Consider the following 21,096-nt stretch of genomic DNA (forward strand, 5'->3'; position numbering starts at 1 on the left):
GCTAGCCGCGGCGCAGCAGCGCCAGGAACATGGCGTCGGTGCCGTGCCGGTGCGGCCAGAGCTGCACGGTCGGCCCCGAGCCCAGGCCCGGCATCCCCGCCGGCAGCACCGGCCGGGCGTCCACGAAGTCGACCGCGACGCCGCTGCGCCGCGCCGCCTCGGTGACCGTGACCTGCGTCTCCACCAGGTGCGGGGAGCACGTCACGTACGCCACCACGCCGCCCGGCCGGGCCGCGCGCAGGGCCGCCGTCAGCAACTCCCGCTGCAGCCGGGTCAGCGGCGGCAGGTCGGACGGCTGCCGGCGCCACCGCGCTTCGGGCCGGCGGCGCAGCGAGCCCAGGCCGGTGCACGGGGCGTCGACCAGGATCCGGTCGAACTCCCCGGGCAGGTCGGAGCGGCCGTCCTGGTGCAGCACCGTCACCGGCAGCCCGCGTACGGCCTGCTCGACCAGGCGGGCGCGGTGCTCGGCGACCTCGATGGCGGTCAGGTGCGCCCCGCGCTCGGCGGCGATGGCGCCCAGCAGGCCGGCCTTGCCGCCGGGGCCGGCGCACAGGTCCAGCCACCGCTCGTCGGTGCCGTCGAGCGGCGCGTCGGCGAGGGCCAGGGCCACCAGTTGGGAGCCCTCGTCCTGCACGTGTGCCCGCCCGTCCAGGATGGCCGGCAGGTCGCCGGGGGCGCCGCCGGGCAGGTAGACGGCGTACGGCGAGAACGCGCCGGGCGCCCCGCCCGCCTGGTCGGCCAGCTCGACGGCGTCGATGCGACCGGGCCGGGCGCACAGGTGCACGGGCGGGCGCTGGTTGTCTTCGATCAGCAGCCGGGTGACCTCGTCGAGGTCGCCGCCGAGCGCCTCCGCGAACGCCCGGACGATCCACTGTGGATGGCTGTCGGAGACGGCGAGGTGCGCGACCGGGTCCTGGTCGTACGGCGGGGCGACGCGCGCGATCCAGGCGTCCAGGTCGTGGGCGGCCACCTCGCGCAGGACGGCGTTGGCGAACCCGGTCGCCCCGGGCGCGACCGAGCGGACCAGGTCGACGGTGGCGGAGACCGCGGCGTGGGCGGGCACCCGGGTGTGCAGCACCTGGTACGCCCCGAGCCGCAGCGCGTCGCGGGCCGGCGGGTCGATGCGGGTCATGTCGCGGTTGGCGGCCGCGCCCACGATCGCGTCGAGCGTGCCCTGGTGGCGCAGCGTGCCGTAGGTCAGCTCGGTGGCGAACGCCGCGTCCCGGCCGTGCAGCCGCAGGTCGCGCAGGACGTGCGGGAGGACCAGGTTGGCGTACGCGCCGTCGCGGTGCACGGCGGCGACGGCCTCGTACGCGGCCCGCCGCGGGTAGTCGGTGACCCTCACGCGCCCGGCTCCGCCCCGAAGACGAACGACTCCGACCCGACCCGCGCGCCGCGGGCCCAGTCCAGGGCCGGCATCGCCTTCTTGCCGGCCGCGCGCACATCGCCGAGCGCCACCGGGTCGGTGGCGGTGCCGGCGAGCACGCGGTGTTTCTCCACCAGCAGGTCGCCGGGGCGCAGCTCGGGCCCGTACGGCACCGGCCGCACCGGGCCCAGCTTGACCCGGTCGCCCCGGAACGTCGTCCAGGCGCCCGGGGCCGGCGTGCAGGCCCGGACGCGCCGGTCGACGGCGAACATCGGCTCGTTCCACCGCACCTCGGCGTCGGCCACGGTGACCTTCGGGGCGAGCGTGACCCCGTCGGCCGGCTGCGGCTCGGCCCGCGCGGTGCCCGCCTCGATCGCGTCCAGCACGGCCACCAGCAGCCCGGCGCCCGAATCGGCGAGCCGCGCCAGCAGGTCGCCGGACGTGTCGGTGGGCCGGACCTCCTCGGTCAGCGTGCCGTACACCGGTCCGGTGTCGAGCCCCTGCTCCAGCTGGAACACGCTCGCGCCGGTGATGGCGTCGCCGTGCAGGACGGCGTGCTGCACGGGGGCCGCCCCGCGCCAGGCCGGCAGCAGCGAGAAGTGCAGGTTGATCCAGCCGTGCTTGGGGATCTCCAGCGCGGACGGCGGCACCAGGGCGCCGTACGCCACCACGGGCACGCAGTCGGCCGCCAGATCGCGCAGGCGGGCCTGGAACTCCGGCCCGCGGGGCTTGGCCGGGGTGAGCACCTCGACGCCGCGCTCGTCGGCCCACGCGCCGGCGGGCGAGCGGACCAGGTGACGGCCCCGCCCGGCGGGGCATCCGGCCGGGTCACCACGGCGACGAGCTCATGCCGGGACGCCGCGATCGCGTCCAGGGCGGGCAGGGCGACGGCCGGCGTACCGGCGAAGACGAGGCGCACCCGCCGTCACCGACCCAGGCCGAGAGGGCTGGCCCCGGGGCTGGCGTGCGGGCTGACCTTGACGACGGGCGGCGCGGACGCGTCGTACCACTCCGCCGCCCGGACCGCCTTCATCGCCTCCTTGCGCGCTGTCGCGTCCAGCCGGTCCAGGAAGAGCACGCCGTCGAGGTGGTCGGTCTCGTGCTGGATACAGCGGGCCATCAGCTCGGTGCCGACGATCTGGATCGGGTCGCCGTACATGTTGAAGCCCTTGGCCACGACGTTGAGCCGCCGCTTGGTGTCGAAGTAGAGCCCGGGGATGGACAGGCAGCCCTCCTGGCCGTCCTGCTCCTCCTCGTCGGGGAAGCTGAGCACCGGGTTGACCAGGTGGCCGACCACGTCGTCGACGTCGAAGCTGAATACCCGCAGGCCGACGCCGAGCTGCGGCGCGGCGAGGCCGACGCCGCTGGCCTCCAGCATGGTGTCGGTGAGGTCGGCGACGAGCTTGCGCAGCTCGGCGTCGAAGTCGACGACCGCCTCGGCGGGCGTGCGGAGCACCGGGTCTCCGAAGAGGCGGATGGACTGGACGGTCACGTGCGAGAGCTCCTTCGAAAGAGGGATCGTCCCAGTCTACGGAGTCCCGAACCGACGCCCGGCCCCCCGGGTAAATGGTACGTTCCGGACAGATAACGCCCGGAGGTGTACGCCATGGAGTTCGTGCAGATCATCCAGTACGAGACCGACCGCGCCGACGAGGTCCGCGCCCTCGGCGAGGAGTTCCGGGCCAGGGGTCGCACCCTCGACGGCGGGCCCACCCGGGTGACCGTCTGCCACGACCGGGACCACCCGGACCGCTACGTGACCGTGGTGGAGTTCACCTCGTACGAGTCGGCGATGGCCAACAGCGGCCGGCCGGAGACGCACGAGTTCGCGACCCGCATGGCGGAGCTGTGCAAGGCGCCGCCACGCTTCGTCAACCTGGACGTCCTGCTCCGCGACGAGTTCGAAGAGCAGACCGACGCGTTCTAGACAGCGTTAACCACGGGCGCCTACCGTCCGCCCTCATGCGACAGACATCCATCCGCGTAGGGGCGATCGCGCTCGCGCTCACCGTCGCCGCGACCCCCGCGGCGGCCACCTCCCATCCCGACGTGCGCCAGCCCACGCTCACCGGGTTCGCCTCGCTGCCCGCGCAGACGTACGTGCCGGCCAGCGAGCCGTCCGGCGCGGCGCTGGGCACGGCGCCGATCAACGGCGTGCAGCCGCCGTTCGCCGACCAGCCGGTCCAGGGCTTCTCGGGCATCCTGCGCGCCGGTGCCGGCACGTACGAGGTGCTCTCCGACAACGGCTACGGCACCAAGGCCAACAGCGCCGACTTCGCCCTGCGGGTGCAGCGCATCGCTCCGGTGTTCCGCACCGGCGCGGTCGACGTGCTGGGCGGATTCAACCTCACCGACCCGGACGGCAAGGTGCCGTTCCCGCTCGTCCGCCCGGACCGGGTGCTGACCGGCCAGGACTTCGACGTGGAGTCGATCGTCCGGGCGGTCGACGGCACGTACTGGTTCGGGGACGAGTTCGGCCCGTTCCTGCTGCACACCGACCGCGCCGGCCGGCTGCTGTCCGCCCCGGTGCCGCTGCCCGACGTACGCGCGCCGGAGAACCCGTACCTGGCCGGCGGCACGCCGAACCTGCCCAGCAGCAAGGGGTACGAGGGCATGGCCACCTCGCCCGACGGCCGCTACCTGTACCCGCTGCTGGAGGGGACGGTCACCGGCGACCCGGCCGGCTCGCTGCGCCTGTACGAGTTCGACACGCGCGCCGGCGCGTACACCGGCCAGCGGTGGGTCTACCGGCTCGACGCGCCCAACCACGCGATCGGCGACGCGATCGCGGTCGACGCCAACCGGTTCCTGATCATCGAGCGCGACGGCGGGCAGGGCGACGCCGCCCTGGTCAAGAAGATCTACCTGGCCGACCGCCGGGACAAGGACGGCGACGGCGCGCTGGACAAGACGCTGCTCGTCGACCTGCTCAACATCGCGAACCCGCGCCGGCTGGGCGGCTTCGGCGAGGTCTTCCGCTTCCCGTTCGTGACGATCGAGGACGTCCTGCTGCTCGACGAGCGCACGATCGCGGTCCTCAACGACAACAACTACCCGTCCTCGTCGGGCCGCACGCCGGGCCAGCCGGACAACAACGAGTTCATCACGATCCGCCTGCCGCAGTCCCTGCACCCGGACCCCCGCGCCCTGCGCTGAGTCACAGCAGGTCCAGGGGTCGACCTGGATGCGCACCGCCTGCGCGGCCTTGCGGGCGGTGCGCACCCCGGCGGCCTCGTGCAGCGCCTTGGCCAGGGCGGCCGCCTTTCCGCGCGCGACCCGGATCAGCATGCGTTCCTGCTTCTCCCCGCCGGCACCGGCCCGAGCACCTCCGCCCCGTCGGGCAGGTGGGCGATCGCCAGCAGGTCCGCCACCGCCTCCGGCACCCCGGTGAGGCTCGCCATCCGGGCGGCCGGCGGGAAGCCCAGCTCCCGGCGCTCGGCCAGCTCGCGCCCCGCGTACCAGGAAGGGTCCCACCGCAGCAGCGCCTGGACCGGCGGCAGCGAGCCGTCGGCGGCGATGACGACGCGGCCGCTCGGCCGCGCCAGCCCGGCGGCGTTCATCCAGCGGCGCAGCGCCTCCTCGGTGGCCCGCAGGTCGGCGCGGGTCAGCAGGGCCCAGGTGTCCAGCAGCAGCACCGCGCCGTAGCCGCCGGCCGCGATCGGCTCGGCCCCCGGCGTGGCGACCACGACCGCCGCGGCGTCCGGCACCTCGGCCAGCACCTCGTCGCGCCCGGACGTGCGCACCGGCACCCCCGGGAACGCCCGGCCCAACTCCTCCGCCGTGCGCCGGGCGCCCACGACCGAGGCGCGCAGCCGCCGCCCGCCGCACTGCGGGCACGAATACGCGGCCGACACCCGGCCGCACCACTGGCAGCTCGGCACCGCGTGCGACGAGCGCAGCGCGAGGGGCCCCGCGCAGTGCGGGCACCGAGCCGGGGTACGGCAGGCGGCGCACGCGATCGACGGCAGGTAGCCCCGGCGCGGGACCTGCACGAGCACCGGGGCGTCGGCCTTGAGCGCGGCGCGGGCGGCCTCCCAGGCCACGCTGGGCAGCCGCGCCGTTTCCGCCGCCGGGTCGCGGGCCAGCTGCGGGTCGTCGCCGGTCGGGGACACCGCGGGGGTACGCGCGCGCACGGTCTCCCGGGGTGCCACGATCTCCTTCGCCCAGCCGGTCTCGACGAGCTGCTGGGCCTCACCGGTGCGCGCGTACCCGCCGAGCAGGGCCGCGGCGCCGGCCAGCTGGGCGCGGGTGAGCAGCACGTCCCGGGCGTGCGGGTACGGCGCCCGGGGCTCGGCGTGCAGGTCGTCCCCGTCGTCCCAGATCGCCACCAGGCCGAGGTCGGCGACCGGGGCGAACATGGCCGCCCGGGTGCCCACCACGACCGGCACCTGCCCTCGGCTGGCGGCCAGGAACGCCCGGTACCGCTTGGCCGGCCCCAGCGCCGCGGACAGCGCCACGTGCCGGCCCGGCCCGAGCGTGCTGGTGAGGGCGGCGTCCAGCCGATCCAGGTCCCGCGCGTCGGCGACGACGGCGACGGCGCCTTTCCCCGCGCTAACGGCGGCGGCCATCGCCTCGGCGAAACGCCGCGCCCAGTCCTCCCCGGGCAGCGCCGACCATACGGCGCGCGCCGGGCGGCCCTCGCCGAGCGCGGTGAGGAACCCGGCGGCGTGGTAGACGGCCCACCCGTCGCTGTCGATCTTGACGTCGGCGGGCGCGGGCGCGGCGGGCGCGGGCCCGGCGGCCTCGGCACGCGCGTGGCGCGGTGGCACCGCCGATCGGAGCACGTCGGCGAGGTTGCCGGCGTAGCGGTCGGCCACCGCGCGGGCCAGCCGGGCTATCTCCGGACTGAGGACCACTTCGGGGGAGACGAGCCGCTCCACGTACGCCAGCCGGCCGTCGTGCCCGGACTCCTCGGCGCGCTCCAGCAGCCAGCCGTCCACCAGCTGGCCGGAGAAGCGCACCTTGACCCGGGTGCCGGGCTGGGCGCCCTCGTCCAGCTCCGCCGGCACCAGGTAGTCGAACGGCCGGTCCAGGTGCGCCAGCGGCACGTCCACGCAGACGCGCGCGACCGGCAGCCGCGCACTGGGCTGCCGGTCGCTCTGCTTGCGCGTCGTCACCGCGCCATTCTGCCGTGCGGCACCGCCAAGATCGCGATGATCAGGGACCACCTCCCCTGGCGCGCCGCAACACGCCCGAGCTACTCCCTGATCAACGGGGCGAGCGCGGCGCGGGGCGCGCGGCGAGCGCGGGGCGCGCGGCGAGCGCGGGGCGCGGGGCGCTACGCGCCGGCGGCGCTCTTGAGGTCGGCGGCGCGGTCTACTCGTTCCCAGGTGAGGTCGGGGAGGTCTCGGCCGAAGTGGCCGTAGGCGGCGGTTTGCTGGTAGATCGGGCGGAGGAGGTCCAGGTCGCGGATGATCGCTGCGGGCCTCAGGTCGAAGACCTCCTTGATGGCCTTTTCGATGCGGTCCACGGGGACGTTCTCGGTGCCGAACGTCTCGACGAACAGGCTCACCGGCTGGGCCTTGCCGATCGCGTACGCGACCTGCGCCTCGACCCGCTCGGCCAGGCCGGCCGCCACGACGTTCTTGGCGACCCAGCGCATCGCGTACGCCGCGGAGCGGTCGACCTTCGACGGGTCCTTGCCGGAGAACGCGCCGCCGCCGTGCCGGGCGTACCCGCCGTAGGTGTCCACGATGATCTTCCGGCCGGTGAGGCCGGCGTCGCCCATCGGGCCGCCGATCTCGAAGCGCCCGGTCGGGTTGACCAGCAGCCGGTAGCCCTCGGTGTCCAGGCCCAGGCCCTCCAGCTCGGGGGCGATCACGTGCTCGCGCACGTCCGGGGTGAGCAGCGACTCCAGCGAGATGTCGGCGGCGTGCTGGCTGGACACGACGACCGTGTCGAGCCGGACCGGCCGCAGCCCGTCGTACTCCACCGTCACCTGGGTCTTGCCGTCCGGCCGCAGGTACGGGATCGTGCCGTCCTTGCGGGTCGCCGACAGCCGCCGGGCCAGCCGGTGCGCGAGCGCGATCGGCAGCGGCATCAGCTCGGGCGTCTCGCTGCACGCGAAGCCGAACATCATGCCCTGGTCGCCGGCGCCCTGCGCGTCCAGCGCGCTCTCCGACGAGCCGCTGCGCAGCTCGATGGCGCTGTCGACGCCCTGGGCGATGTCGGGCGACTGGGACCCGATCGACACGCTCACGCCGCAGGACGCGCCGTCGAAGCCCTTCTTGGACGAGTCGTACCCGATGCCCAGGATGGTCTCGCGGACGATCGCCGGGATGTCCGCGTACGCCTGCGTGGTCACCTCGCCGGCCACGTGCACCTGGCCGGTCGTGATGAGGGTCTCCACCGCGACCCGGCTGCGCGGGTCCTGTGCGAGCAGCGCGTCGAGGATGCCGTCGCTGATCTGGTCAGCGATCTTGTCGGGGTGGCCCTCCGTGACCGACTCGGAGGTGAACAGGCGGCGTGCCACGGTGCTCCTTAAAGGGTCGAAATCCTTTGTCGCGAGAGTCTAGGCCAACAGCCTCGCTACCGCTTATGACGTATGGGTTAAGTGGGTTATTACGAGATCCCAGACGGCGTCGGCGAGATCGTCCTTCGGCTGTTCGGGCAGATCGGTGAGGGACCCATCGGCCCCGATAACCGTAGCGGCATTCGCGTCCGCGCCGAACACCCGGTCGACGCCCACCCGGTTGAGCACGATGAGGTCGGCGCGCTTGCGGGCCAGCTTGGCGCGGGCGTTGGCGAGCGCCTCGTCGCCCTCCCCGGTCTCGGCGGCGAACGCCACCAGCACCTGGCCGGGACGCTTGCGCTCGCCCAGCTCGGCGGCCACGTCGGGGTTCGTGACCAGCTCGATCACCGGCGCACCGCCGTCGTCCGACTTCTTGATCTTCGAGTCGGAGTAGACGGCCGGGCGGAAGTCGGCGGGCGCGGCGGCCATGACGACCGCGTCGGCCCCGGCGGCGGCTTCCACGGCCGCCTTGCGCAGGTCCTCGGTGGTGCCGATCCGCACCACGTCGACGCCGGCCGGGTCGGGCAGGGCCACGTTGGCGCTGATCAGCGTGACCCGGGCACCCCGGGCCGCGGCGGTACGCGCGAACGCGTACCCCTGCTTGCCGGAGGAACGGTTGCCCAGGAACCGGACCGGGTCGAGCGGCTCGCGCGTACCCCCGGCGGTGACGACGACGTGGCGGCCGGCCAGATCCGCGTGGACGCCGCCGCGCGCGAGCACCCGGCGTGCCAGCGCGAAGATCTCGGCCGGCTCGGGCAGGCGGCCCTTGCCGGAGTCGGCGCCGGTCAGGCGCCCGACGGCGGGCTCGATGACGATCGCGCCGCGGGCGCGGAGGGTGGCGACGTTGGCCGCGGTGGCGGCGTGCTCCCACATCTCGGTGTGCATGGCCGGCGCGTACACGACCGGGCACCGGGCGGTGAGCAGCGTGTTGGTGAGCAGGTCGTCGGCGAGCCCGTGGGCCGCCTTGGCGAGCAGGTCGGCGGTGGCCGGCGCGACCACGACCAAGTCGGCGTTTTGGCCGATCCGCACGTGTGGCACCTCGTGCACCTGCGCCCACACGTCGTCGGCGACCGGCTGGCCGGACAACGCGGCCCAGGTGGGTGCCCCGACGAAACGGAGGGCGGACGCGGTCGGCACGACGCGGACCGCGTGGCCCGATTCCGTGAAAAGCCGCAGCAGCTCGCAGGACTTGTAGGCGGCGATACCACCGCCCACCCCGAGGACTACCGCGGCCACTGCCTTACGGGTTGTCAGTCGGCTCGGCGGTGAGCAGCCCCGCGTTGATCTCGCGCATGGCGATGGAGAGCGGCTTCTCCTGGGGCGTGGTCTCCACCAGCGGGCCGACGTACTCCAGCAGGCCCTCGCCGAGCTGGCTGTAGTAGGCGTTGACCTGACGCGCGCGCTTGGCGGCGAAGATGACCAGCGCGTACTTCGACGACGTCTTTTCGAGCAGCTCGTCGATAGGCGGGTTGGTGATGCCTTCGGGATTTGCGACGGAACCCACGTGGATCCTTCTGTGTCAGCTTGTCGAACCCGGACGTGCCGGGGTCAGAAAGGATGAACCGAGCAAGCTTACCAGTTCGTCCGCGGCACGCTCGACGTAGTCGTTGACCACCGTCACATCGAATTCGCGCTCGGCGGCCAGCTCCTCGTCGGCGTGGACCAGCCGGCGCCGGATGGTCTCCTCGTCGTCGGTGCCGCGGCCGATGAGCCGCCGCTTGAGCTCCTCGACGCTCGGCGGGGCGAGGAAGACGAGCTGGGCCTCCGGCATCGCGGCCCGGACCTGCCGGGCGCCCTGAAGGTCGATCTTGAGGAGCACCGGCTCGCCCTCGTGCAGCCGCGCCTCGACGGGGCCGCGCGGCGTCCCGTACAGGTTGCCGGCGAACTCGGCCCACTCCAGCAGCTGTCCGCTGGCGGCCATCCGCTCGAACTCGGTCCGGTCGACGAAGAAGTAGTGCACGCCGTCGACCTCGTAGTCACGCATCTTCCGGGTGGTGACGGACACGGACAGCCACACCCACGGCGAGCGCGCCCGGATCAACTCGATCACGCTGTCCTTCCCGACTCCAGAGGGGCCGGACAGGACGGTGAGGCGAGCCGCTTCCGGGCGCGCGTCGTCTTCCATGCTCACTGCTTGTTTCTACACGGTGCAGTGGATCAGTTCGAAGCGAACTCCCCAAGCAGCGCCTTACGCTGCTGCTCGCCGAGTCCGCGCAGGCGCCGGCTGTCGGCAATCTTGAGCTTCTCCATGATCTGGGTCGCTCGAATCTTGCCGATACCCGGGAGCGCCTGCAGCACGGCCGAGACCTTGAGCTTGCCTACGACGTCGTCGGACTCGGCACGTTCGAGTACGGCGGCGAGGGTGGTCTTGCCCTGCTTGAGCTGCTCCTTCAGCTCAGCGCGGGCCTTGCGGATCTCCGCAGCCTTCTCCAGCGCGGCTGCACGCTGTTCGGGGCTCAGTGACGGGAGCGGCACCAGTTCTCCTCAGGTCCCTATCGCGACGGCATACCACCGTCGCATCTGTGAAACATGGTGTGGCCCGGAACCAAAGGGGCATGTGATTCCCGGCGCCGGGAAAACTAGCGGTTCAGCGACGTTTTCGGCAACGTCGGCGCGCCATGATCACGCAATCGTGATACCGGCATCACCCTGCGGCACCGGTCAGGACCGCCCGGCACTCGGCCAGCGCCCGCTCCGCCGCAGCTTGCAGGGCCACGGTGTCCGGACCGTGAGCGAGCACCTCCCGAGAGTACGACGGCAGGACCGCCGGAAGGTTCCCGGAAAAGACCGTTCGTAGATCATCCGGCGTGGCGCCCTGCGCGCCGAGCCCCGGCGCGAGCAGTGGCCCGCCCACCCCGGAGAGGTCGTGTCCGGTCGCCCCGACCGTCGCCCCGACCACCAATCCGAAGCTGCCCAGCGGCTGCGCACCCCTGTTGAGCTGGGAAATCTCGTCGATGACGGTCTGCGCGACGGTCCGGCCGTCCGGCCCGACCGCGTGCTGCACGGACGGTCCTTCCGGGTTGGACGTCAGCGCGAGGACGAAGACGCCACCGCCGTGCGCGGCCGCCGTCTCGAACATCGGTGCCAGCGAACCTACTCCCAGGTAGGGACTCGCGGTGATCGCGTCGACATATAAAGAGCTGGATGGATCCAGGTACGCGTCGGCGTACGCGCGGACCGTGGAACCGATATCTCCGCGCTTCACGTCGAGGAGAACGAGACAACCAAAATTCCGAAACTGTCGGATAGTTGACTCAAGGATGGCCACGCCTCGGGATCCGTGCCGTTCGAAAAACGCCGATTGCGGCTTGACCACCGCCACGCGCTCGCCGAGGGCCTCCACGACCCGCTCGCAGAACGCCGCCAACCCGTCCGCGTCGTCCCGCAGGCCCCACCGCTCCAGCAGCCCGGGTGCGGGTCCACGCCCACGCACAGCGGCCCCCGCTCGTCCATCGCCCGCCGCAGCCGCGTACCGAAGCTCTCCACGCCTCACGCCTCTCTGGTCGCCTTCCCGATCGCCCGGGTGATCCGGGCGACGTCGTCGTCGTCCGCCACGTACGGCGGCATCGTGTAGATCAGGTCCCGGAACGGCCGCAACCACACGCCCTCGGCCACCGCCGCGGCCGTCGCCGCCGCCATGTCCACCGGCCGGTCCAGCTGGACGACGCCGATCGCACCGAGCACCCGGACGTCAAGGACCCCGGCAGCGCCCTCCAGAGGCGCCAGGCCGGCCCGTAACGCCGCCTCGATCCTCTTTACCTCACCCGCCCAGTCCCCGTCCCGGAGCAGCCCTATGGAGGCGTTCGCGACGGCACAGGCGAGCGGGTTGCCCATGAACGTCGGCCCGTGCGCCAGCACCGGCACCGCACCCCGGGAGATCCCGGCGGCGACCTCCGCCGTGCACAGGGCCGCGGCCAGGCTCAGATAACCGCCGGTCAGCGCCTTGCCCACGCACATGATGTCCGGGGTCACGCCGGCGTGGTCGGCGGCGAAAAACGCACCGGTACGCCCGAAGCCGCTCGCGATCTCGTCGAAGATCAGCAGAACGTCGTACGCCGTGGTCAGCTCGCGCAGGGCGGTCAGGTAGGCCGGGCTGTGGAAGCGCATCCCGCCGGCCCCCTGCACGACCGGCTCCACGATGACCGCGGCGATCTCGTGGGCGTGTGCTTCCAGTTCTCTTCGCAGTATTTCTACGTATTCGTCGCTTTTAGGATGATCGAACCCGTCGGGCGGCGCCGGCGCGAAGATCTGCCGGGGCAGTACGTCGGTCCAGAGCTGGTGCATGCCGCCGACCGGGTCGCACACGCTCATCGGATGGAACGTGTCCCCGTGGTACCCGCCCCGCCAGGTGGCCAGCCGGTGCTTCTCGGGCCGGCCGCGGGAGCGCTGGTACTGCAGCGCCATCTTGACCGCCACCTCGACGCTGACCGACCCGGAGTCGCACAGGAACACGTGCTCCAACCCGGCCGGCGAAACGTCCACAAGGGTCTTGGCCAGCGCCACGGCCGGCTCGTGGGTAAGCCCGCCGAACATCACATGGCTCATCCGCCCCACTTGGTCGGTGACCGCCGCGTCCAACACCGGATGCCGATACCCATGAATGGCCGCCCACCAAGACGCCATCCCGTCAACAAGCTCCCGCCCGTCCGCGAGCCGGATCCGCACCCCGCTGGCGCTGTCCACGACGAGCGGCTCGCTGACCCCCGGCATCGGCGCGTACGGATGCCACACGTGCGCCCTGTCCAGCGCGAGCAACTCCTCCACCCCGGTCCCCCTTATCCCCCGTTGATCAGGGAGTGGCTCGGGCGTGTCGCGGCGTGTCGCGAGAGCGGATCCCTGATCATCGCGATCATGACCGGGCTATCGCGCGGACCAGGGCTGGGCCGCGGTAGATGAAGCCGGTGTAGAGCTGCACGAGGGCGGCTCCCGCGTCGAAGAGGCGTACGGCGTCGTCCGGGTCCAGGATGCCGCCCACGCCGATGACCGGCAGCTTTCCCCCGGTCTGTTTGTGCACGAAGGCCACCACGTCGCGGGCCCGCCCGGTCAGTGGCCGCCCGGACAGCCCGCCGGCCTGGTCCGCGAAGGCGCCCGGTGGCACGCCGTCGCGGGACAGCGTGGTGTTCGTCGCGATCACGCCGGCGGCGCCCCGGTCGGCGCAGACCTGGAGCACCTCGCCGATCGCCTGCTCGGTCAGGTCGGGGGCGATCTTCACGAGCACCGGCGGGCCGCCCACGAGCGCCGCCAGCAGCCCGTCCAGGTGCGAACGGTCCTGCAACTCCCGCAGGCCCGGCGTGTTGGGCGAGGAGACGTTCACGGCGATGTACGAGGCGTAGTCCCGGACCGCCTTGTACGAGTCGAGGTAGTCGTCGACCGCGGACTCCAGCGGGGTCACCTTCGACTTGCCCAGCGAGATCCCCAGCGGCACGCCCGAATAGTCCGAAATCCGCTGAGCCAGGGAAGCCGCGCCCAGGTTGTTGAAACCCATCCGGTTGATCACCGCCAGATTGGCCGGATCCCGGAACAGCCGGGGACGGGGGTTGCCGGGCTGCGCGTGCGCGGTCACCGTCCCCACCTCGACGAAGCCGAAGCCCAGCGCACCCCACGCGGGCAGCGCCACGCCGTTCTTGTCCATGCCGGCGGCGAGCCCCACCGGGTTGGGGAAGTCCACCCCGAAGACCCGCACCGGGGCCGGCACGAAGTACCGGCGGCGCAGCAGCGACAGCGCCCACGGCGGCAGGGTCGAGAGGCGGCGCAAGGTCCACTCGTGCGCCGCCTCGGCGTCCCCGCCGCCGATCCGGAAGAGCGCCGAGCGGGCGAGGTCGTAGATCACCGACCCGCCCGCAAAGCCAGATGCAACTCCTGCAGGGGCCGCACCGTCATGTCGCCGCGGATCAGCGCCTCGATGCCCATCACCGCGGCGGTCACCCCCGGCACGGTGGTGATGCACGGGATGTCCGCGGTCACGGCGGCGCTGCGGATCTCGTACCCGTCGGAGCGGGCGCTGGCCCCCGAACCCTGCGGGGTGTTGATGACCAGCGCGACCTCCCCGGCCGCGATGAGCGAGACGGCGTCCGTCTCCGTCGCCTCGTAGTGCTTGGGCACGACGGAGACCGCGATGCCGTACCGGCGCAGCACGTCGCCGGTGCCCGAGGTGGCGACGATCTCGAAGCCGAGGTCGGCTAGGCGCTTGACCGGGAAGACCATGGCCCGCTTGTCCCGGTTGGCGACGGTGACCAGGATCCGGCCCTTGGTCGGCAGCGACCCGTACGCCGCGGCCTGCGACTTGGCGAACGCCTGCCCGAAGCCGGCGTCGATGCCCATCACCTCGCCGGTGGACTTCATCTCCGGGCCGAGCAGGTTGTCCACGCCCTTGCCGGACGGGGTGCGGAACCGCTTGAACGGCAGCACCGCCTCCTTCACCGCGATCGGCGCCCCGTCGGGCAGCTCGGCGCCGTCCCCGGTGGGCGGCAACAGCCCTTCCCGGCGCAGGTCCGCGATGGTGGCACCGAGCATGATCCGGCTCGCCGCCTTGGCCAGCGGCACCGCGGTCGCCTTGGAGACGAACGGCACGGTACGCGAGGCGCGCGGGTTGGCCTCCAGGACGTACAGGGCGTCGTCCTTGAGGGCGTACTGGACGTTGAGCAACCCGCGCACCCCGACACCCCGGGCGATCTGTTCGGTGTACCGGCGCACCTGCGCGATGTGCGAGCCCGCCAGGGTGATCGGCGGCAGCGCGCACGACGAGTCGCCGGAGTGGATGCCGGCCTCCTCGATGTGCTCCATCACGCCGCCGATGTAGACGACGCCGTCCGCGTCGCAGAGCGCGTCCACGTCGATCTCGATCGCGTCGTCGAGGAACCGGTCGACCAGCACCGGGTGGTCCGGGGAGATCTCCGTCGCCCGGCCGATGTAGTCGCGCAGCGTCGGCTCGTCGTACACGATCTCCATGCCGCGCCCACCGAGCACGTAGGACGGGCGGACGAGCACCGGGTACCCGATCTCGTCCGCGATCGCCCGCGCCTCCTCGAACGACGTGGCGGTGCCGTGCGCGGGCGCCCGCAGGCCGGCCTTGCCCAGGACCGCGCCGAAGGCGCCGCGGTGCTCGGCCAGGTGGATCGACTCGGGACTGGTGCCGACGATCGGCACGCCGGCGTCCTTGAGCCGCTGCGCGAGCCCGAGCGGGGTCTGCCCGCCGAGCTGGACGATCACGCCGACCACCCCGGGACCGCCCGCGTCGAGGCCGGACGCCTGCTCGGCGTGCCACACCTCCAGCACGTCCTCGAACGTGAGCGGCTCGAAGTACAGCCGGTCGGCGGTGTCGTAGTCGGTGGAGACCGTCTCCGGGTTGCAGTTGACCATGACGGTCTCGTAGCCGGCCTCCCGCAGGGCCATGACCGCGTGCACGCACGAGTAGTCGAACTCGATGCCCTGCCCGATCCGGTTCGGCCCGGAGCCGAGGATCAGCACCTTGGGCCGGTCCGACGGGGCCACCTCGGTCTCCTCGTCGTACGACGAGTAGTGGTACGGCGTCCGCGCCGCGAACTCGGCCGCGCACGTGTCGACCGTCTTGTAGACCGGCCGCAGGCCGAGCCGGTGCCGCAGCGTCCGGATGCCGTCCTCGCCGGCGAACTCCGGCCGCAGCGCCGCGAGCTGCCGGTCCGACAGCCCGGCGCGCTTGGCCCGCCGCAGGAGCACTTCATCGAGTACGGGGGCGGCGGCGATCTCCGCCCGCAGGTCCACGAGCGAGGCGATCTGGTCCAGGAACCACGGATCGATCCCGCCCGTGGCCTGCGCCACCTGCGCCACCGTCGCGCCCAGCCGCAGCGCCCGCTCGACCGTGTAGAGCCGGCCGTCGTGCGGGGTGCGCAGGGCCGCCAGCGTTTCGTCCAAGGACTGGACCGGGTCGGGCACGGTCCAGAACCCGGCCGCCTTCGTCTCCATCGAGCGCATCGCCTTGTTCAGCGCCTCGGTGAAGTTGCGGCCCAGCGACATCGCCTCGCCGACCGACTTCATCGTCGTGGTCAGCTCGGGGTCGGCGCCGGGGAACTTCTCGAACGCGAACCGCGGGATCTTCACCACCACGTAGTCGAGCGCCGGCTCGAACGCGGCCGGCGTCTCGGCGGTGATGTCGTTGGGGATCTCGTCGAGCGTGTACCCGATGGCCAGCTTCGCCGCGATCTTGGCGATCGGGAAGCCGGTCGCCTTGGACGCCAGCGCCGAGGAACGGGACACCCGCGGGTTCATCTCGATGACGACCAGGCGCCCCGTCGACGGCTGCACCGCGAACTGGATGTTGCAGCCACCGGTGTCGACACCCACCTCGCGCAGCACCGCGATGCCGAGGTCGCGCAGCCGCTGGTACTCCCGGTCGGTCAGCGTCATCGCGGGCGCCACCGTGACGCTGTCGCCGGTGTGCACGCCCATCGGGTCGACGTTCTCGATGGAGCAGACGACCACCACGTTGTCGTGCCGGTCGCGCATCAGCTCCAGCTCGTACTCCTTCCAGCCGAGCACACTCTCCTCGATCAGCACCTCGTGCACCGGCGACGCGGAAAGGCCGGCGCCGGCGATGCGCTCCAGGTCCTCGTCGGTGTGCGCCATGCCCGAGCCCAGCCCACCCATCGTGAACGACGGCCGGATCACCACCGGCAGCCCCAGCTCGACGGCGGTCTCCCGCACCTCGTCCATGGACCGGCACACCCGGCTGCGCGGGGTCTCACCACCGGCGCGGGCCACGATCTCCTTGAACAGCTGCCGGTCCTCGCCGCGGCGGATCGCGTCGATGTTCGCGCCGATCAGCTCCACGCCGTACTTGTCCAGCACGCCGGACTCGTGCAACGCCACCGCGGTGTTGAGCGCGGTCTGCCCGCCCAGCGTGGGCAGGATCGCGTCCGGCTTCTCCCGCGCGATGACCAGCTCGACGAACTCCGGCGTGATCGGCTCGACGTACGTGGCGTCGGCGAACTCGGGGTCGGTCATGATGGTCGCCGGGTTGGAGTTGACCAGGCTGACCCGCAACCCCTCGGCGCGCAGGACCCGGCACGCCTGGGTGCCGGAATAGTCGAACTCGCACGCCTGCCCGATGACGATGGGCCCGGACCCGATGACGAGGACGTGCTGGATATCCGTCCGCTTAGGCATTGTTGGTCAACTCCACGAACCTATCGAACAGGTAGTCGGCGTCGTGCGTACCGGCCGCCGCCTCGGGGTGGTACTGCACGGTGAACGCGGGCACGTCCAGCGCCCGCAGCCCTTCGACCACGTTGTCGTTCAGGCAGACGTGGGAGACCTCGATCTTGCCGAACTCGGTGTCCACCACCTGGTCCAGCGGCGCCTGCACGGCGAAGCCGTGGTTGTGCGAGGTGACCTCCACCTTGCCGGTGGTCCGGTCCAGCACCGGCTGGTTGATGCCGCGGTGGCCGTACCGGAGCTTGTAGGTGCCGAAGCCCAGCGCCCGGCCGAGGATCTGGCTGCCGAAGCAGATGCCGAACAGCGGGATCCGGCGCCGCATCACCTCACGGGCCAGCGCGACCGGGTGGTCGGCGGTGGCCGGGTCGCCCGGACCGGGCGAGAAGAACACCGCGTCCGGGCCGACCGCCAGCAGGTCGTCCACCGTGGACGACGCCGGCAGCACGTGCGTGGTGACGCCGCGGGCGGCGAGCCGCCGCGGCACGTTGCGCTTGATGCCCAGGTCCAGCGCGGCCACCGTGAGCCGGTGCGGGCCGTCGGCTTTCACCGTGTACGCCTCGCGCGTGGTGACCTCGGCGGACAGGTCGGCACCGACCATCTCGGGCGAGGCGAGCACCCGCTCGCGCAGCCCCGCCGGGTCGGTCTCCACACTGGACACACCGACCCGCATCGCGCCGCGCTCGCGCAGGTGCCGGGTCAGCGCCCGGGTGTCGATGCCGCAGATGCCGACCACGCCCTCGACGGCGAGCCGGTCCTCCAGCCCGCCGGTGGCGCGCCAGTTCGAGCCGATCCGGGCCGGGTCGCGCACGACGTACCCGGCGACCCAGATCCGGTCGGACTCGTCGTCCTCGCCGTTCACGCCGGTGTTGCCGATGTGCGGGGCGGTCTGCACGACGACCTGCCGGTGGTACGACGGGTCGGTCAGCGTCTCCTGGTAGCCGGTCATGCCGGTGGTGAACACCGCCTCGCCGAACGTCTCGCCGACCGCGCCGTACGCCTCGCCGTGGAACGTCCGCCCGTCCTCCAGGACGAGGATCGCTGGTCGCCGCCGCATCTACCGAACCGCCTTTCCGTCGAGCACCGTCGGCTCGCCGCGCAGGAACGTCGCGACGATCCGGCCGGGCAGCGTCATGCCGGCGTACGGGGTGTTGCGGCTGCGGCTCGCCGACTCGGCCGGTTCGATGGTGCGGCGGGCGGCCGGGTCGACCAGCGTCAGGTTGGCCATCGCTCCGGGGGCCGGGTCGTGCCCGTGCTCGCTCAGCCCGGCGATCCGGGCCGGCATGCGCGACATCCGCTCCGCGATCAGGTCCCAATCGTCGCCGATCACGTCGAGCACGATCGACAGCGCCGTCTCCAGCCCGAGCATGCCCGGCCGGGCGTACGCCCACTCGCACTCCTTGTCCTCCACGGCGTGCGGGGCGTGGTCGGTGGCGACGACGTCGATGACGCCCTCCCGCAGCGCCTCTCTCAGCGCGGTGACGTCGGCAGACGTACGCAAAGGGGGATTGACCTTGAAAACCGGGTCGTAGCTGGTGGCCCGCTCGTCGGTCAACAGCAGATGGTGCGGGGTGACCTCGGCCGTCACGCGGACGCCGCGCGCCTTGGCGTGGCGCAGCACCTCGACGCTGCCCGCGGTGGACACGTGGCAGACGTGCAGGCGGCTGCCGACGTGCTCGGCGAGCAGCACGTCCCGGGCGATGATCGCCTCCTCGGCCACCGCCGGCCAGCCGGCCAGCCCGAGCCGGATCGACACCTGCCCCTCGTGCATCTGCGCGCCCTCGGTGAGCCGGGGCTCCTCGGCGTGCTGGGCGATCACCCCGTCGAACGCCTTGACGTACTCCAGCGCCCGGCGCATCAGCCGCGGGTCGGACACGCAGTGGCCGTCGTCGGAGAAGATCCGCACCGCGGCGGCGGAGGTGGCCATCGCGCCCAGCTCGGCGAGGCGCTCGCCGGCCAGCCCGACCGTGACCGCCCCGATCGGCTGCACGTCCACCAGCCCCGCCTCGCGGCCCAGCCGGTACACCTGCTCGACCACCCCGCGGTGTCGGCGACCGGCGAGGTGTTGGCCATCGCGCACACCGCCGTGTAGCCGCCCAGCGCGGCCGCCCGCGAGCCGGTCTCCACCGTCTCGGCGTCCTCCCGGCCCGGCTCGCGCAAATGCGTGTGCAGGTCGACCAGGCCGGGCAGCGCGATCAGCCCGTCCGCGTCGATGACGTCGGCGCCTTTGACGTCGCCGTCGCCGGATACCTTGCCGTCCTTTATCAGCAGGTCGGCCCGGTGCCGGCCGAGGACCGAGACTCCCTTGAGGAGGTGCTTCACGATTTGCCTCCCAGTAGCAGGTAGAGGACGGCCATCCGCACGGAGACCCCGTTGGCGACCTGTTCGACGATGGTGGAGCGGGCCGAGTCGGCGACCTCCGGGGCGATCTCCATGCCGCGGTTCATCGGGCCGGGGTGCATAACGATGGCGTGCTCGGGCAGCCGGCGCATCCGCGGACCGTCCAGGCCGTACCGGCGGGCGTACTCGCGGGCCGACGGGAAGTAGGAGTCCGCCATGCGTTCCCGCTGGACCCGCAGCATCATCACGACGTCCGACTCCGGCAGGACCGCGTCCAGGTCGTACGACACCTCGGTGCCGAGGTCGTCCGGGATCAGCGTGGGCGGCCCCACCAGGGTCACCTTGGCGCCGAGCGTCGACAGCAGCAGGACGTTCGAGCGGGCGACCCGGCTGTGCAGCACGTCCCCGACGACCGCGACGGACAGGCCGGCCAGCCGGCCCAGCCGGGACCTCATCGTGTACGCGTCGAGCAGCGCCTGCGTCGGGTGCTCGTGGGTGCCGTCGCCGGCGTTGACCACCGAGCCGTCGACCCAGGTGGCCAGCCGGTACGGCGCGCCCGAGGCGGAGTGCCGGATGACGACCGCGTCGGCGCCCATGGCCTGCAGGGTGAGCGCGGTGTCCTTGAGGCTCTCCCCCTTGGACACGCTCGACCCCTTGGCCGAGAAGTTGATGACGTCGGCGGACAGGCGCTTGGCGGCCGCCTCGAACGAGATCCGGGTGCGCGTCGAGTCCTCGTAGAACAGGTTGACCACGGTGCGGCCGCGCAGCGTGGGCAGCTTCTTGACCTCGCGGCCGGCCAGGGTCGCCATCTCGGCGGCCGTGTCCAGTACGAGCGTGGCGGTGGCCGCGTCGAGGTCGGCGGCGCTCAGCAGGTGCTTCATTGGGGTGCCCCTCCGTAGAGCCGGACCTCGTCCGCGCCGTCGATCTCGTCGAGGGCGACCTTGACGCTCTCGCTGAGCGCCGTCGGGATGTTCTTGCCGACGTAGTCGGCGCGGATCGGCAGCTCCCGGTGCCCGCGGTCGACGAGGACGGCGAGCTGCACCGAGCGCGGGCGCCCGATGTCGCTGAGCGCGTCGAGGGCGGCCCGGACCGTACGGCCGGAGAAGAGGACGTCGTCGACCAGGATCACGCGGCGGCCGTCGACGCCGGCGGGCGGCACCTCGGTCGGCCCGATCGCCCGGGTCGCCTGGCGCCGCAGATCGTCGCGGTAGAGAGTGATGTCCAACACACCCACCGGGACATCGACGCCCTCGAAGGTGCGGATGCGGTCGGCGAGCCGCCGGGCGAGCGGGATACCCCGGGTCGGGATGCCGAACAGGACCGTGTCCTGCGCCCCTGGGTCTTTTCCAGGATCTGGTGGGCGATGCGGTCGATCACGCGTTTGACGTCGCTGGTGGAGAGGATCGTGCGCGGCTGGGCAGCCTGCGACAATGCCACTGGCGGTCACTCCTTCCCGCCTCACGGGACGGGCCTTAAAGGGTGTCGATTACCGGATTTGGCCGCACGCTACGTTACCAGCGATCTCCTTCCCGGCCCGTTGAGGGGCAACCCTGAGCCACGAATCAGTGCGGCAAAACCGGGCAACTGCACACGATCACGTCAGTCGGCTGTTAACAGGGACTTGACGCTGTGTCTCAATCCCCGTACCGTCACGCTCCGTAGCGAAATCGCTGGGGAGAACCCCGGGCCACAG

General features: G+C 72.4%; 15 protein-coding genes and 4 pseudogenes. 2 read left to right on the forward strand and 17 right to left on the reverse strand.

Features of this window, described 5'->3' with window-relative positions; genetic code table 11:
- Position 1: 1 nt before the first annotated feature.
- From Prum_RS07760 to def, 3 genes are all read right to left on the reverse strand, one after another.
- Positions 2-1,405, reverse strand: coding sequence for an RsmB/NOP family class I SAM-dependent RNA methyltransferase (locus tag Prum_RS07760; RefSeq protein WP_173083510.1), 1,404 nt, complete (start codon positions 1,403-1,405; stop codon positions 2-4).
- The gene (locus Prum_RS07765) at positions 1,342-2,160 is read right to left on the reverse strand and encodes a methionyl-tRNA formyltransferase (RefSeq protein WP_371871361.1); all 819 of its coding nucleotides are present in this window, start codon (positions 2,158-2,160) and stop codon (positions 1,342-1,344) included. The genes Prum_RS07760 and Prum_RS07765 overlap by 64 nt, the downstream gene beginning before the upstream one ends.
- Before the next feature lie 131 nt (positions 2,161-2,291).
- The gene (gene def / locus Prum_RS07770; protein ID WP_173075196.1) at positions 2,292-2,858 is read right to left on the reverse strand and encodes a peptide deformylase; all 567 of its coding nucleotides are present in this window, start codon (positions 2,856-2,858) and stop codon (positions 2,292-2,294) included.
- Between the two features lie 114 nt (positions 2,859-2,972).
- Between def and Prum_RS07775 the strand changes: the two genes are divergently transcribed.
- Both Prum_RS07775 and Prum_RS07780 read left to right on the forward strand, forming a co-directional pair.
- The gene (locus tag Prum_RS07775; protein WP_173075198.1) at positions 2,973-3,293 is read left to right on the forward strand and encodes an NIPSNAP family protein; all 321 of its coding nucleotides are present in this window, start codon (positions 2,973-2,975) and stop codon (positions 3,291-3,293) included.
- A 35-nt stretch (positions 3,294-3,328) separates the two neighbouring features.
- Positions 3,329-4,522, forward strand: a complete 1,194-nt coding sequence (locus Prum_RS07780) for an esterase-like activity of phytase family protein (RefSeq protein ID WP_173083512.1) — start codon at positions 3,329-3,331, stop codon at positions 4,520-4,522.
- Between the two features lie 15 nt (positions 4,523-4,537).
- On the opposite strand, the pseudogene Prum_RS07785 reads toward Prum_RS07780, so the two are convergent.
- From Prum_RS07785 to pyrR, 14 genes and pseudogenes are all read right to left on the reverse strand, one after another.
- A pseudogene (locus Prum_RS07785) lies at positions 4,538-6,420 on the reverse strand (primosomal protein N'); the annotation flags it as partial.
- 224 nt (positions 6,421-6,644) lie between these two features.
- Positions 6,645-7,838 (reverse strand): methionine adenosyltransferase, encoded by a 1,194-nt coding sequence (gene metK / locus Prum_RS07790; protein ID WP_173075200.1) that lies wholly within the window; start codon positions 7,836-7,838, stop codon positions 6,645-6,647.
- 63 nt (positions 7,839-7,901) lie between these two features.
- The gene (gene coaBC / locus Prum_RS07795) at positions 7,902-9,113 is read right to left on the reverse strand and encodes a bifunctional phosphopantothenoylcysteine decarboxylase/phosphopantothenate--cysteine ligase CoaBC (protein ID WP_173075202.1); all 1,212 of its coding nucleotides are present in this window, start codon (positions 9,111-9,113) and stop codon (positions 7,902-7,904) included.
- Positions 9,114-9,117: 4 nt separating this feature from the next.
- Positions 9,118-9,381, reverse strand: coding sequence for a DNA-directed RNA polymerase subunit omega (gene rpoZ / locus Prum_RS07800; protein ID WP_173075204.1), 264 nt, complete (start codon positions 9,379-9,381; stop codon positions 9,118-9,120).
- A gap of 15 nt (positions 9,382-9,396) precedes the next feature.
- A complete protein-coding gene (gene gmk, locus Prum_RS07805) occupies positions 9,397-10,002 on the reverse strand; it encodes a guanylate kinase (protein ID WP_173075206.1) in 606 nt (201 codons plus the stop codon).
- Positions 10,003-10,034: 32 nt separating this feature from the next.
- A complete protein-coding gene (gene mihF, locus Prum_RS07810; RefSeq protein WP_173033615.1) occupies positions 10,035-10,352 on the reverse strand; it encodes an integration host factor, actinobacterial type in 318 nt (105 codons plus the stop codon).
- Between the two features lie 169 nt (positions 10,353-10,521).
- A pseudogene (pyrF, locus tag Prum_RS07815) lies at positions 10,522-11,363 on the reverse strand (orotidine-5'-phosphate decarboxylase).
- Between the two features lie 3 nt (positions 11,364-11,366).
- Positions 11,367-12,641: an adenosylmethionine--8-amino-7-oxononanoate transaminase gene (locus Prum_RS07820; RefSeq protein ID WP_218577135.1), complete on the reverse strand. Its 1,275-nt coding sequence runs from the start codon at positions 12,639-12,641 to the stop codon at positions 11,367-11,369.
- An 85-nt stretch (positions 12,642-12,726) separates the two neighbouring features.
- Positions 12,727-13,707 carry a quinone-dependent dihydroorotate dehydrogenase gene (locus Prum_RS07825; RefSeq protein ID WP_173075208.1) on the reverse strand — a complete coding sequence of 327 codons (981 nt, stop codon included), beginning with the start codon at positions 13,705-13,707 and terminating at the stop codon, positions 12,727-12,729.
- Positions 13,704-17,018, reverse strand: coding sequence for a carbamoyl-phosphate synthase large subunit (carB, locus tag Prum_RS07830; protein ID WP_173075215.1), 3,315 nt, complete (start codon positions 17,016-17,018; stop codon positions 13,704-13,706). The genes Prum_RS07825 and carB overlap by 4 nt, the downstream gene beginning before the upstream one ends.
- Positions 17,011-18,120, reverse strand: coding sequence for a glutamine-hydrolyzing carbamoyl-phosphate synthase small subunit (gene carA, locus Prum_RS07835; RefSeq protein WP_173075223.1), 1,110 nt, complete (start codon positions 18,118-18,120; stop codon positions 17,011-17,013). The genes carB and carA overlap by 8 nt, the downstream gene beginning before the upstream one ends.
- Positions 18,121-19,385 (reverse strand): annotated as a pseudogene (locus Prum_RS07840) (dihydroorotase).
- A complete protein-coding gene (locus tag Prum_RS07845) occupies positions 19,382-20,284 on the reverse strand; it encodes an aspartate carbamoyltransferase catalytic subunit (RefSeq protein ID WP_173075225.1) in 903 nt (300 codons plus the stop codon). The pseudogene Prum_RS07840 and the gene Prum_RS07845 overlap by 4 nt, the downstream one beginning before the upstream one ends.
- Positions 20,281-20,840 (reverse strand): annotated as a pseudogene (gene pyrR / locus Prum_RS07850) (bifunctional pyr operon transcriptional regulator/uracil phosphoribosyltransferase PyrR). The gene Prum_RS07845 and the pseudogene pyrR overlap by 4 nt, the downstream one beginning before the upstream one ends.
- Positions 20,841-21,096: the final 256 nt, after the last annotated feature.

The sequence above is a fragment of the Phytohabitans rumicis genome, assembly GCF_011764445.1.
Classification (GTDB): domain Bacteria; phylum Actinomycetota; class Actinomycetes; order Mycobacteriales; family Micromonosporaceae; genus Phytohabitans; species Phytohabitans rumicis.